General features: G+C 43.4%; 15 protein-coding genes. 5 read left to right on the plus strand and 10 right to left on the minus strand.

Features of this window, described 5'->3' with window-relative positions:
• Positions 1-166: 166 nt before the first annotated feature.
• The 7 genes from N477_RS19140 to N477_RS19170 are packed head-to-tail and all read right to left on the minus strand — an operon-like array spanning position 167 to position 5545.
• A complete protein-coding gene (locus N477_RS19140; RefSeq protein WP_063362707.1) occupies positions 167-691 on the minus strand; it encodes a hypothetical protein in 525 nt (174 codons plus the stop codon).
• A gap of 27 nt (positions 692-718) precedes the next feature.
• Positions 719-1243 carry a hypothetical protein gene (locus tag N477_RS19145; protein ID WP_063362708.1) on the minus strand — a complete coding sequence of 175 codons (525 nt, stop codon included), beginning with the start codon at positions 1241-1243 and terminating at the stop codon, positions 719-721.
• Between the two features lie 33 nt (positions 1244-1276).
• Positions 1277-1801: a hypothetical protein gene (locus N477_RS19150; protein WP_063362709.1), complete on the minus strand. Its 525-nt coding sequence runs from the start codon at positions 1799-1801 to the stop codon at positions 1277-1279.
• Positions 1802-1828: 27 nt separating this feature from the next.
• A complete protein-coding gene (locus N477_RS19155) occupies positions 1829-2353 on the minus strand; it encodes a hypothetical protein (RefSeq protein WP_081216514.1) in 525 nt (174 codons plus the stop codon).
• A gap of 34 nt (positions 2354-2387) precedes the next feature.
• Positions 2388-2912, minus strand: a complete 525-nt coding sequence (locus N477_RS19160) for a DUF2931 family protein (RefSeq protein WP_081216515.1) — start codon at positions 2910-2912, stop codon at positions 2388-2390.
• 33 nt (positions 2913-2945) lie between these two features.
• Positions 2946-3470, minus strand: coding sequence for a hypothetical protein (locus N477_RS19165; RefSeq protein WP_063362710.1), 525 nt, complete (start codon positions 3468-3470; stop codon positions 2946-2948).
• A complete protein-coding gene (locus N477_RS19170; protein WP_063362711.1) occupies positions 3455-5545 on the minus strand; it encodes a T6SS phospholipase effector Tle1-like catalytic domain-containing protein in 2091 nt (696 codons plus the stop codon). Before N477_RS19170 ends, N477_RS19165 begins: the two co-directional genes overlap by 16 nt.
• Before the next feature lie 179 nt (positions 5546-5724).
• Between N477_RS19170 and N477_RS19175 the strand changes: the two genes are divergently transcribed.
• A complete protein-coding gene (locus N477_RS19175) occupies positions 5725-6525 on the plus strand; it encodes a PhzF family phenazine biosynthesis protein (RefSeq protein WP_063362712.1) in 801 nt (266 codons plus the stop codon).
• A 41-nt stretch (positions 6526-6566) separates the two neighbouring features.
• Entirely contained in the window at positions 6567-7034 is a 468-nt protein-coding gene (locus N477_RS19180) for a hypothetical protein (RefSeq protein WP_063362713.1), read from the plus strand.
• 1 nt (position 7035) lies between these two features.
• Here the strand turns inward: N477_RS19180 and N477_RS19185 are convergent, their stop codons facing one another.
• Entirely contained in the window at positions 7036-8205 is a 1170-nt protein-coding gene (locus tag N477_RS19185; protein WP_063362714.1) for a DUF1624 domain-containing protein, read from the minus strand.
• Positions 8206-8295: 90 nt separating this feature from the next.
• Positions 8296-9267 (minus strand): GlxA family transcriptional regulator, encoded by a 972-nt coding sequence (locus N477_RS19190; protein WP_063362715.1) that lies wholly within the window; start codon positions 9265-9267, stop codon positions 8296-8298.
• A gap of 95 nt (positions 9268-9362) precedes the next feature.
• Here N477_RS19190 and N477_RS19195 point away from each other — a divergent pair, with 95 nt between their 5' ends.
• Positions 9363-9779 (plus strand): MAPEG family protein, encoded by a 417-nt coding sequence (locus N477_RS19195; RefSeq protein WP_063362716.1) that lies wholly within the window; start codon positions 9363-9365, stop codon positions 9777-9779.
• 110 nt (positions 9780-9889) lie between these two features.
• On the opposite strand, the gene N477_RS19200 is transcribed toward N477_RS19195, so the two are convergent.
• Positions 9890-11359, minus strand: coding sequence for an alpha/beta hydrolase (locus tag N477_RS19200; RefSeq protein WP_063362717.1), 1470 nt, complete (start codon positions 11357-11359; stop codon positions 9890-9892).
• Positions 11360-11652: 293 nt separating this feature from the next.
• Here N477_RS19200 and N477_RS19205 point away from each other — a divergent pair, with 293 nt between their 5' ends.
• On the plus strand, positions 11653-13461 hold the full coding sequence (locus N477_RS19205) for a S8 family serine peptidase (RefSeq protein ID WP_063362718.1): 1809 nt from the start codon (positions 11653-11655) through the stop codon (positions 13459-13461).
• Between the two features lie 11 nt (positions 13462-13472).
• The gene (locus N477_RS19210; RefSeq protein ID WP_063362719.1) at positions 13473-13910 is read left to right on the plus strand and encodes a hypothetical protein; all 438 of its coding nucleotides are present in this window, start codon (positions 13473-13475) and stop codon (positions 13908-13910) included.
• Positions 13911-14045: the final 135 nt, after the last annotated feature.

A 14045-nucleotide genomic window follows, 5' to 3' on the forward strand; every position in this document is an offset into this window, starting at 1 on the left:
CTAGGTGCGGCATCAAGCTGCACCTTGCTATTTCACATTCACTTCTAATTTCTTGCTTTCCTCTTTACACTTTTTATTAGTTTTACTCCCTTCAATTTAAATCATTTTTACTGTTAGTTTCTTAGCCTCGCTATTTGCATATGTTGGCCCAATATATCGACTTACTTTAACGCTCATTTTCAGGTGGAAGTTCCTTAATTTGTGCCATACCTGAGCCTATTTCTAGAATTTGCCGGCCAATAGCTTCCGATGATGAGTTTGATATCCATACTTTAATTAAGCCGTTTCGCTTTATTCCGACAATGAGGTAGGGGGTGCTGTCATCAAAGTATTCTCCTGTAGAACGAACAATTACAGGCTTCATTTTTTGTATAAACTCATATCCTGTTTTGTTATCTATTTGTGCTTCACCGACCCGAAAGAGATCGGTATCCATGTCATACCATGCAACAACAACTTTACTTGGGAAGTTGACTCCATCTACAAATGACAGGACACCTGCATCTTTCCAGCAACATCCTACGGAGCCTGCAGGTACAGACCAAGCGTCATCAAATAGTACGGTGCCGACCATTAAGTCAGATTTATCTTCTGCGGCGATTCCAACACTCATTTCTTTGACTTGATAACTTGAACTGCAGCCTATGAGTAAACTCAAAGCACTAATTAAGATAATTATTCTTGTAGCCAATGTAGGCTCCTTCCTTGGCGTTTATCGTTAACGTTCGTCTTCAGGTGGAAGTTCCTTAATTTGTGCCATACCTGAGCCTATTTCTAGAATTTGTCGGCCGAGGTAATTGCCCGGCGCATTCGATATCCACACTTTTATCAAGCCGTTTCGCTTCATGCCCACGATGAGGTAGGGTAATTTTCTGTCTTTATACTGACCAGTTCTGCGGTCTATAAAAGGCTTCATCTCTTTTATAAACTCGTAGCCAGCTTTGTTATCTATTGTTGCCTCGCCTACCCTGAATAGGTCGGTATCCATGTCATACCAAGCGACAACGACTTTTTTGGGAAATGGGATATCATAAGTAAATGACATTTTTCCACCATTTGTCCAACAGCAACCAACTGACCCTGCGGGTGCTGACCAACTATCATCAAACTGAACAGCTCCTACCATAAAGTCAGAGCCATTTTGCGCACTGACAACGACAGCTAATTCATCAATATCTCTTGTTATTGAACAAGCGGTATTAATGACTATTAAAATAGATAACACAAAAAGCCTTTTCGCCACTCTATGCCCCTTCCTTGGAGTTTACTTTTATCTTTAACGTTCGTCTTCAGGTGGAAGTTCCTTAATTTGTGCCATACCGGAGCCTATTTCGAGACTTTCTCTACCTATAGCATCGGCAGGGGAATTTGATATCCAGACTTTGATTAAGCCATCGCGTTTTATACCAATGATGAGGTATGGCAGCTCATAATTAGAATACTCTCCTGTTGAACGAACAATTACAGGCTTCATTTTTTTTATAAACTCATAGCCCGCTTTGTTATCTATTTTTGCCTCACCTACCCAAAAGAGTTCAGTACTCAAATCATACCAGGCTATGACTAACTGCTGTGGAAAAGGCACATCATAAACAAAAGATCTAGCTCCGCCATCTCCCCAGCAGCAACCTATTGCACCGGCTGGTACACTCCAAGATTCATCCAGTGTTATTTCTCCAATCATGAGTGTTGGGCCTTTTTCTGCTCCAATACCTACACCCATTTCTTTGACTTGATAACTTGAACTACAACCCATGATTAAAAACAAGGTACCAATTGAGATAATTATTCTTGCCGCCAATATGGGCTCCTTCCTTGGTGTTTATCGTTAACGTTCGTCTTCAGGTGGAAGTTCCTTAATTTGTGCCATACCTGAGCCTATTTCGAGACTTTCTCTACCTATAGCATCGGCAGGGGAATTTGATATCCACACTTTGATTAATCCATTTCTTTTCATACCCACAATTAAATATGGCAGCTCATAATCAGAATACTCTCCTGTTGAACGAACAATTACAGGTTTCATTTTTTTTATAAACTCATATCCTGTTTTGTTATCAATTTTTGCTTCGCCTACCCGAAAGAGGTCTGTATCCATGTCATACCATGCAACAACGACTTTGCTTGGAAATGGTACATCATAAACAAAAGATCTGGCTCCGCCATCTCCCCAGCAGCAGCCAATAGACCCCGCAGGTACAGTCCATTCGTCATCAAATAATACCGTACCAACCATTAAGTCAGCGCTACGTTCAGCACCAATTCCAACACTCATTTCTTTTACTTGATAACTTGAACTACAGCCCATGATTAATAACAAGATACCAATTGAGATAACTATTCTTTCAGCCACTCTATGCCCCTTCCTTGGAGTTTACTTTTTATCTCTAACGTTCGTTTTCAGGGGGAAGTTCCTTAATTTGTGCCATACCTGAGCCTACTTCTAGAATCTGCCTCCCGATAACATCTGCTGGTGCATTTGAAATCCATACTTTAATTAAACCGTTTCTTTTCATGCCCACGATGAGGTAGGGTAATTTTCTATCTTTATACTGACCAGTTCTTCGATTATTAAAAGGCTTCATTTTTTGTATAAACTCATAACCAGCTTTGTTATCTATTTGTGCTTCGCCTACCCAAAAGAGTTCAGTACTCAAGTCGTACCAAGCAATAACGACGGTATTCGGAAAGGGGATATCATATACAAAAGACAATGCTCCAGAGTCTTTCCAGCAACACCCTATTGCACCGGCTGGCACACTCCATGTCTCATCAAATGTGACTTCCCCTACCATAAGAATTGGCCCCTTTTCAGCGGCAACTCCTACGCTCATTTCTTCTACTTGATATCTTGAACTGCAGCCCATGATTAATAACAAGGTACCAATTGAGATAATTATTCTTTCAGCCACTCTATGCCCCTTCCTTGGAATTTACTTTTATCTTTAACGTTCGTCTTCAGGTGGAAGTTCCTTAATTTGTGCCATACCTGAGCCTATTTCTAAAATTTGCCGGCCGAGGTAATTGCCCGGCGCATTCGATATCCACACTTTTATCAAGCCGTCTCGCTTCATGCCCACGATGAGGTAGGGTAATTTTCTGTCTTTATACTGACCAGTTCTGCGGTCTATAAAAGGCTTCATCTCTTTTATAAACTCGTAGCCAGCTTTGTTATCTATTGTTGCCTCGCCTACCCTGAATAGGTCGGTTTCCATGTCATACCATGCGACAACGACTTTGCTTGGAAAGTTGACTCCATCTACAAATGACAGGGCACCTGCATTTTTCCAGCAACACCCTATAGAACCAGCAGGTACAGACCAAGCGTCATCAAATAATACCGTGCCGACCATTAAGTCAGATTTATCTTCTGCGGCGATTCCAACACTCATTTCTTTGACTTGATAACGTGAACTGCAGCCCATGATTAATAACAAGATACCAATTGAGATAACTATTCTTTTCGCCACTGTGGATTAACTCCTATGTTATAGACCTGCCAACGCCCCTGACTGGATACGCTGTTGCTTGGGGTGTTATAAAAGATTTCCCGAATACCATTGTCGGCGACAAATTCCGCATCATCTTCCACCGAGTAAGCTATGGTGTCGACAAAGCCGGCATACTTATGGCTGTGGTGAATATAATATTGATATAGCCACTGCCAATTTTGGCTGTTGACTCCGCCACGCATAGCAGCCTCGACCGTCGACTTTAACTCATCGGATAATTCATATTGGTAGGTACGCTTCCCGTCAGGTTGGTATATCTTTGCGAGTCTGCTTATGTCATTAAAGGGCACGCCATATTTAACAGCCTCTGCATACATGGTATGCAGTGCGTAGTGGGGCAGTTGGTTATTAACTTGACGGTACCAACGAGGCTTATAGGTGGTGACCACGATATTCTCAGGCCTTTTTTTAAGATGTTTATTTTTGTTTAATCCCGTGCCCATTTTTACAAAAGTAATGTCTATGCCTGGCCAATGATATTTTTGCTCGAGCTCCGCTTTTTTTGCGGCGAGGCGGGTATCATGATGTGGGTGTGATGGGTGCCCTTCTATATATTGTCGTGGGTATTTTATGGTGGTGCTATGGTGGCTGTAGCCTCCGCCAACATCCGCATGGGCACCGGGTAGCGTAATTTCTTTTATATTACTGGCGGTATTGCCATCTGGTGTTTTTAAGCTGTGTAGAGGAAAGCTGTCGCGGCGCTCATCATAGGCAACGGGGTGGTAGACAAAGCCGGCAGAGTGCTCGTTAATATCTAAATTGACCGGATAGTCCAGCTTTTGCTTGGCATAATACTCGTTGTGGTGGTCGTCTCCATCCCCTCCTATGGAAGACACGGTATCAAAAGGCCCTAAAAACCGTATCATGGGGGTAATACCGCCCCAATAATTTGGGTTATCGCGAGTGATCTCATGAACTTGATTGACAAAGCAGCGCGCTGCGGTGGCTCCGCGGCTAAAGCCAAATACGTCAATATGTATAAGTTGAATTAGTTTTGAAAGCTCTGAAATACAGTAGTCTTGTAATTCATTTAAGCCACGCTTTACTTTGTCATCAAAACTAAACGCCAAGGCTAAGTCCATGGTGATATCACTTTTATTGTCTCGGGTACCAATGCCTTCAATGTATAACCTTCTAATAAATGCCTCATTTCTTGGATACAACTCATATAACTTGGTGACATTGGTTGGCTCTTTATCATCACCAATCACTTTATTGTCATTGGTGCGGTTGTTGCCGGTGCCATCAAAAAAGAGCCCAAAGCTGGGTGGTTCACTTAGAAGGCGAAGTTTGACATGGCCTTCGCTGGTGACTTGGTGATCAAGTAGCTGCACACCACCGCGTTTACCTATATTGAGGGCTTTTAATTTATCTAGGCTTTTAAAGTCCTTGAATGCCATATTGGGGATCAATATTTGCTCAGGGACGCCGAGTATTTTGGCGCTGAGACTATAATGGGTGTCATCTTCTAAGCGCGGAAACAGCAGTTGATCTTGTGCAAGGCCATTATTGCTTCGAGACAAAACGGTTGGGCCCCCGCGCATCACAATACTGATGGGGATTTTTCCTTCAATCGTCACGATAAGGCGTTGATCGTTTAAATCAGGTGACTGGGTGTAATCGACGGGCACATGGGCCTGTGTATCTGGTGTAGCCGACGTGTCATGATAACTGAGTGCCCCAGCGCTGCCTTGCAGTGCTTGTGCTCTGGGCATAGCGGTGGCTTTTTTTAGTACAATGAGTTCATCTTTGGTGGTGGCGTGCTTGGCATGGGCAATTAACACATGGCCTTTTTTTTCTTTTAAAACCAGTTGAGTATCATGCGTGCTTCTAAGTTCACGCCATGTTTCTGGGGTTTTGATCACAACCCAACTGCTAGCATGGGGCTTAAGCGCTTGGCGAATATCTCCGGGTAGTTTGGTGGCTGAATAGAGCTCAGTCACCTGTTCGCCTTTAGGCTTGTCAAAGGCTTCTAGTTTTGTGATCAGATCTTCGATTTCTGATTGCGTATCAACGCGACTTTGCGCATACATAACAATCCTTGTTAGCTAATGATTTAGTATTATGCTATCACCTGTTGGGGACGGCTGTAAATATTTTATAACATTTGTTAACTTCTGGTTTTGGGGCGGAAGTTTTATCCGCAGGTGTATTTTTATACGGCGGATTCAGGTACAGTCATGGACTATGTATTATCAAGGAGATAGCCATCATGACCCAGTTACCCATCTTTGTGGTTGATGCATTCACAAATACGCAATTTAAAGGTAATTCTGCCGCGGTTGTGCCATTAGAAGCTTGGATTAGTGATGAACTCATGCAGCGTATTGCTGCTGAAAATAACCTCTCAGAAACCGCCTTCTTAGTTAAAAATACGCCATACAGCTATCAGATCCGTTGGTTCTCTCCGTTAACTGAAATTGCGTTTTGTGGCCATGCTACCCTTGCCAGCGCATTTGTTTTGTTTAATCACCTTGGCGTCTCTGAGCGTGTCGAATTTACCACGCAAACGGTAGGTAGCTTAACTGTAACGCAAACGGCTGAGTCGGAGTTAGTTATGAACTTCCCGATGCAAATGCCTGAGCCTATATCAAACGTGCCAAGTGCGCTGCTAACGGGCTTATCAATCTCACCAAGCCAAGTACTTAAAAATCGCCAAGCGTATTTTGCAATTTATGACAATGAAGTCGATGTGCATCAAGTGGCTTATGACGCGGCACAATTAAAGCAGCTGGCGCCTTTGGATGTGGTAGTGAGTGCGCCGGGTTCTGAACATGATTTTGTTTCTCGGTATTTTTGGCCCGCGAATGGGGGCGAGGAAGATCCGGTTACCGGCTCAATTCATACCGGTCTTGCGCCGTTTTGGTCAAAGCGTTTTGATAAGCAAGTACTCAAGGCCTATCAAGCCTCAAAAAGGGGGGGACATTTAGTGTGTGAGGTTGATTTTAGCACTGAGCGAGTCACCATCACCGGTGAAGCTGTACTGTACTTACAAGGCCATATTTGGGTTTAGCCTAACGTCTTATTTAATCGTGCTTTATTAGGGAGTAGTGAATGGATAAAAAGCAGAAGTTTGCGATATGGGGTTTAGTTTTTGTTGCGCTGATGGCGGCTGTGACCGTGGTTGCGCATATGTCATGTATCTGGCTTGGGGAGGCCTGCTATCGAGCGCAATTAGCGCCAAAAGAGGTGGTGGAGTCTGCTAAAAATGGTACCTTGTTTGCGCCAATTGCCACGGTAGGCATCTCGTTTTTGTTTGCTTTATGTGGTGCATATGCACTTGCAGGCGCAGGGCTCATTAAGCGCTTACCACTGACTTATATAGCACTGTGGGCCATTGGCGTGTTATGCACCTTACGGGGGATAGTTGGCATTGGCTTTAGCCTAGTTTATGTTGATATGGTAACGGTGTATTCTTTTGTCGCTACCATGATTTGGTTTACCTGCGGGGTTATAACGTGCTTTGCCATCAAGTGGGTGCCGACATGTGCGCAGGCACCCAATAAGTCGGCACTGAACTAGGTTATAAGTATTTGAGTAGCGGACTGTGATGGGTTCGCTTAATGGCCAAGTAATGTTTGCAAGGCACGTATAAAGCCAAGGTGATCCCAAGCCACGCAATATAAGCAAGTATTAAACTGGGTTCATAGCGACTTGGCCACTCCTCTGGTGTGCTGAAAAAGTGTATTGTTTGCCCATATGCTAGCCAGCTATAAGCTTGCGCGCTGAGGTTTATCGCAGGAATGTGTAGCAGGTAATAAAATAGCGGAACGCCGCCTAAAATCTTAAACCCATCTAATAAGGTCAGTTTAAAGCCGCGATCTTGTAAATACTCTAAACAGGCCAAAATCAGTAAACCCGGACCTAAAGTCATTAACAGATAAACGAGCGACGGTGGATATTTGCTGTTATTCAGTAAAGACATGACAGACTCTGCGAAAGACGCTTCAGGTGTAAATAAATTCGGCTCCCCATAAATATTGCCCAATTTGAGCAACACAAATAGTACTACAGCGAAAGTGCCAAACAGTGCAAAGACCTTATATCTATATTGCGAACTGAGCTGAAACAAATATCCGCAGCAGTACCCTAAAGACATGACGGCAAACCAAGGGATCAAGGGGTAAAGGGCAAGTACGTCAACTTGCGTCGAAAAGGTCAATGTCGTCGGGCTATGTAAAATATGCCATAGCCACGCGAAGTCTTGCCCAAACCAGTTTAAGATGGCTTGATCTGGCAAGGTATTATGTACACCGATCACTACAACCGACACAGTGCAGATCCATGTCAGAGGCAAGTAAATCAGTGCAGCCAAAATAATCATTGACCAGCCAATGGCCCAGATCACTTGTAAAAACACCACGTCATACCCAAACTGCCAACTAAAGTTGATCACGGTGAGCTCTAAAAAAATCAACCAAAGCCCTCGGCTGAGCAGATAGTTACGTACTTTTGCAGTTGAACGCACTTTGTCTGCATATAAGTAAGCGCCTATGCCAGTTAAAAATATAAACAAAGGGGCGCAAAAGTGGGTTACCCAGCGGGTTAAAAACCATGCCAGTGTCGTCTGATCAAGATCAGTAGGTGAAAAGGGGGTTTCTGCCCAGTAGCGCCGAGTATGATCCAGCGCCATGAGCACAATAATAAAGCCTCTCAGAATATCAAGAGAGTAGAGACGGTCAGTTTTAGCCACGGCTTATTCTTTTGTGAATTTAATGTTAATTAAAATCTAGTTGTAAAATAAGACTATGGCCAGTTGCTTGATAAAAAACATATATTTTTTCTAGATATGCGCAATTTGTTCACGAAAAGCAGCGACGGATTTGCCAAAATGCCGTTTAAACTGTTTTGCCAGTGCTTGCGGGTCTTGGTAGCCCACGCTCTGGGCAATATCCCCAAAGTGTTTATTTGAATAGACAAGTAGCTCTTTGGTTTTCTCCAACCTAAGTAAGCGAATATAGTCAAATGGTGTCATGCCGACCGAGGACTTAAAGCGTCGAATGAGCGTGCGCTCAGACATACATGCTAACTCAGCGAGTGCCTTGAGGGTGAATTGCGCACTGAGCTGTTTTTTTACATGACATTGTACTACTTGCACAGCACTGTCTTGATGCGCATCTAGGGCGCTACTCATCATAAAAGCAGTTTGGCGAAGTTGTGGCTCAGGTATAGCAAGCCAACTCATGACTTTTTTAGCCGTATCTGCGCCGACTTGTTGTTTTATAAGCGCCAGCATAACGTACATGTAGCTATGAGCAGCGCCAGCGGTATATAGCTTTTGGTCGCAAAGATAAATGGGCGAGGTGTCTAGTTCTAAATGTGGGAAGTGACGGTTGAAAAAAGCTTCTAGCCACCAGCTTGCGGTGATCCGCTGTTTGTCTAATAGACCTAGCGCTGCGGCATAGGCAACGCCACAGCAACCAGCAATCAGTGTGGGCGAGGTAAGGGGCTTTAATTTTTCACTTAGCAGCGGGGCATAACTATTTAGCTTTTGGCACTCCTGCCAAAGGCGTTTGTCGCCTTGGTATTGACTACCAATGATGATTAACACATCAAAGTATTGTAAGTCCTTGAGTTGACAGTCAACCTTAAACGGTAAGCCTTGGCTGCTGACAACGCTTTGGTCATTTAAAGAGACAATTTGCCATTGATAAAATTGGGTCTGCATTACCTGATTAGCAACATTTAAAACATCAATGATCCCTGTTAACGCGCTTGCCATTACACCTTGTTGACATAACATTGCAACTTTCATGTCGCTTTCACCCTGTATCTTGTCATTAGTGACACTTTAGAGGGTAGTAGCGCTACTGTAAAGTGGTTGCACATTCATTGAGTAAGGAAATTTGTATGTGGATCCAGTTCCCCATTATCGCTTTGGTACTGTTATTTTTATGGTTATGGCTTGCAACGGCCTGCTTACGCATAAAGGCAGTTCGGCGCGGTGAATTATCATTGCAAGCGGTCAATTTTGTGCTTAAAGATCAGATGGCTGAACGTACTCGGCTATATGGCAATAGCTATGATAACCAGTACCAGCAGCCTGTTTTGTTCATCTGTCTATTAGCGCTGTTACATATTGAATCTGTGGCAGGCACAGGCTGGTATCTTCTTGCATTTATATTTGTTGCTGCGCGTTATTGGCACTGCTATGAGCATATTCGTTCAACCAATATAAAGAGGCGAACAATGGCATTTGCGCTTTCAAGTCTTAGTTTGTTTGGCGGATGGCTCGCTTGGTTTGCAAGTATGACTTTCACAGGATAAATACCTAGCTTGAAAACTAAAAAAGCAAGGCTGTGCCTTGCTTTGGTTGGTATCATAGTTTGCCACAAATTAACTGTTGTGGCTCAGCGAGAGTACTTTAATGGCTTGGGTTACTTTAACCACTCAATCATATTGGTCATCAAGGCTTGCGTTGCCACTAAACCATCTGGTCCACCGACATCACATAGCCCCAAACCACACCCATCAAAATGATGCTCGGCTTTTTCTAGTAAGTGCAGCTCGCTGCCGTCGCGGCATTGAACTTGCGCATATTGCTTATTAAACACCAGCGTATTTACTTGCGCTGGGCCTGACGCTATATTCCCTGCTAGTGCATTACATAGTCTCAATGACTGACTTGGCGATACTATGGTGTCAGCCATACCGTGGCTGATAAACATCTCTGGTGCTTGAGTCGGCCCCTGTTCAATGGCTTGTAGCAAGCTATTGTTTACCACCACTGGCTCATTACCCGTCAAATCTTGCCAGTGGGCTTTGCCTGATAAAATGGCGATCATGCGTTCAATGTAACCATGTACATAAGTACCGTCTTGTACTTCTTTTAATTGATGAGCAAAATCGGCAACAGGGAACATGGGAGCGATTTTATCGACTTTATGAGGGAATTGCTGAGATAACCAAACGGCCATATGGCCACCTGCAGATTGTCCCGTAATTCGCACTGATTTATTGCTGGTGGTGTAGTTTACATTATTTGCTTGCACCCACAAAAATGCGTCGCGAATATCTTGTTTACTGTCCTCAATATTAACTTGGTTACAGGCCGGACCGGCTTCTCGGTCTTCAACTAAGCGATAATATGGCATATAGACCACAAATCCTGCATCTGTGAACTGTGCTAATTGTGCTTCTGCCGTGCGCGCTGTGCCAAGCCTTTCTAACCAGCCACCACCGTGGATCATCATAATGGGTGTGGCATTATGATTATTGGCATTTTTGTAAACACGCATTTCTAAATGACACGTACCGCGCTCGTTAAAAGTGGTTTTATATGTGGTACGTTGCACAAGCGGGATCTCAGCAAAGTCTTGTGGCTTTGTAGTGATAGGTAAGGTCGCTGTGTAGCCAGGCATCCACGCATCTTGGACAAAGTTTAAATCTTCACTGTTACCGTAGCGCTGTGCCTTGTAGTCAAATTCTCTTAAGCAAAACTCGGTGTCTGACTCATTTTTATATTCTATGGCCGTAGTGCATTGTGCATCCGTGTAATACCAGCTTCTGTGTGCCAAGGCGGTATTTACTTCCTTACATTGGCCATCTTGGCTGTACAATTTTGGTAATAGGCTTACCGGCGGTTTACTTGCAACCGCTGCAAAGCAATAGCTTGCACCGGTGACAATGCTTGTGATGTCTGCTGAGCCACTGCTAAGCATTTCTCTGAGCGCTGTGTCATGGTGTTTGAAGTACCCCATAGACGCTTCCAAGGAAGGGTTGCCATTGGTCGGCTTTCCTTGTAAATAATGCGCGAGCAAGGCTTGCGGATCTGGAAATATTGATGCATTAGCAATGGCTGAAGCAGAAATAGCAAGACAGCCTATTAGGTTTGATAGGTGTTTCATGGGCGTTCCTTGTTGACATACTGCTAGTAAAGACGTGATTTAAATTCAGATATTTAGAAGATTTTAATGAAGAGTTGTTTTGTAAATTTAGTTAACATTCTTGTTGGGTTTTAACACGAAATATAAATGCATTGAACTGAATAGTATGCGGTATTTTTATGTTTTTGAAATTCATAAAAATGTCATCTTGGTAATTTTTTTGTGTTTTAGGTGTTATCTTTAATTGTTTTTTGTGTTTATATTGAGTACGAATTTTTTGGGTACAAATTAAAACAAAAAGTAAGTAGCGATTTATGAATATAAAAATAACAAAACTCGCATTGGTTGTTGCAGCATCATTGTCTGCCAACGCAATGGCAAATATCGAATATCCGCTGATGCCTGGCGACCCGCTAGTTGATCAGCAATGGCACCTTAAAAATACAGGCCAAGCTGCTTTCTCTGATAGAGGTGGTAAAGCTGGCGAAGATATGAATGTTTCTTTGTCACACGCGATGGGTATCATGGGCACAGGTGTAACCGTTGCCGTTATTGATGGTGGTGTAGAAATTAAGCACCCGGATTTAATTGACAATGCGCGTCCAGGTTCTTGGAACTTTACAACTAATAGCCCTGACTTAGCACCTGGTAGCCCTACTGATAGACACGGTACTGCTGTAGCCGGTATCGTCGCATCAAGTGCTTTTAATGGTATTGGTGGTCGTGGTGTTGCACCAAGAGCGGGTCTAGTTGGTTTCAACTATATTGTTTCGGGCAACCAAACAATAGCAAATTGGCTTCAGTCTCATGGTATGTACTCTGATGGTTTTGCGAAGCAGTCTTTTGACTACCCTCGTGTATTTAACCAAAGCTATGGTCGTACATTGTCTGCGCCAAGAAGCTACGATTATGAAGAGTCTCCTTGGTTACAAACGTTTGATGAAGCACAAGAAGAAGTAACGCGCACAACACATGGTGGCCGCGGTGCAATTTTTGTTAAATCAGCGGGTAATGGCTACGAAAGACAAACGTTTACAGATAGTGAGCTTGGACGTGGTTATTTACGGTTTGATAACGCCAACCATGGTTTACCACTTCAAAACGTAAACCTTGAGCGTGCAGATACAAATTTCTGGAACTTAGTTGCTTCAGCATACAATGCTGATGGTGAGCTTTCATCATATTCGACAGTCGGTTCTAGTGTGTTTGTTTCTGCGCCCGGTGGCCAGTATGGTACGTCTTCACCAGCGATCATTACAACAGATGTATCTGGTTGTGAGGCAGGTTATAACCCGCTTTGGCTTCGCAATGACTTACACGGCGGTCATCCGCTTGATCCAAACTGTGATTACAGTGCAAGATCGAATGGTACTTCGGCGGCAGCGCCAAACGTTGCTGGTGCAATTGCTGTGATCATGTCTGCAAACCCTGCGCTTTCATGGTTGGATGTAAGAAATATCCTTGCGACAACTTCACGTCGTATCGATGCGGATCACCCAGGTGTAGCATTGTCATTCAAAGACTCGGAAGGCAAGCAGGTGAGCTACCAAGCAATTGATAAGTGGCAAACAAATGCGGCGGGTTATCAGTTCCATAATTTCTTTGGATTTGGCGCTGTTGATGTCGACGCTGCTGTTAATCTAGCGCGTTTCTACGACAAAAACTTAGGTGAGTTTGTTAAGACTGATCGAGTGTTAGTAACAGCTGATGCAGAAATTCCGGATGGTCACTTAAGTGGTGCACAAAGCACATTTAATAACGACCAAGAGTTAACTGTGGATGCGGTTCAAATTCGAGTGAATATTGACCACACAAGTACACGTGACTTAGCGATTGAACTGATTTCTCCTTCTGGTACTCGCAGTGTTGTCATGACACCAAGAACAGGTACTATTTTGGGTAACAGTGGCATGCAAAATACTCAAATGCTAACTCACCATTTCTATGGAGAGCAAGCGAAGGGTGAATGGACTTTACGTGTTATTGATACCGCTTCTGAAGATGAAGCATACATTTTTGATCCGCGTACGTCTGGTGAGCCGAACGTGAATATGGTGCACCGTAACAATACAGAAAACGGTGTTCTTAAATCTTGGGATATTCGCTTTTTTGGACGTAAATAAGGAGTCGTAAAATGAAATCTAAATTAATCCCTTTACTCGCTATGGTTGGCAGTTTATACGCAGTACAAGCGAGCGCCCAAACAGTTCATGAAGCGACGCCAGTCACCAGCGATTCTGGTGTGACTGTAAACGTCAACGGCAAAGACTACGTACTTGTTGCTGCAAAGAGTGATAAAGAATTGGTGACAGGTGCAGCACTTGTCGATATCAAAACTGATGAGACGATCGTATTAACAGGTGAGCTGGTTGTTGAGCTTGAATCTTTAATCGATGCGCAAGAGTTTGCACAAGCAAATCAGCTAAACCTGATTTATGTTCGTGGCAATCGCGCTATTTTCCAAGCGGATGCAAACGTCGCTCTGCATACTTTTAAAGCGCAAGTAGCGCGCTTAAATGGTGTGGTCAATACTCAGATTGGTTTTAATCTTGAAGGATTAGAAGCAGAATAAGAATGAATAAAGCCACTTAAGTGGCTTTATTTTTATGCTTTAACTGTAGTCGCTTATATCTGACAGACAGCTATGAGAGAAAAACAGGCCTTGGCATTATCATTCAATTGCTTGTTCTAAACATCCAAATTTTCC

Origin of the sequence: Pseudoalteromonas luteoviolacea H33-S, assembly GCF_001625695.1 — a bacterium.
Classification (GTDB): domain Bacteria; phylum Pseudomonadota; class Gammaproteobacteria; order Enterobacterales; family Alteromonadaceae; genus Pseudoalteromonas; species Pseudoalteromonas luteoviolacea_B.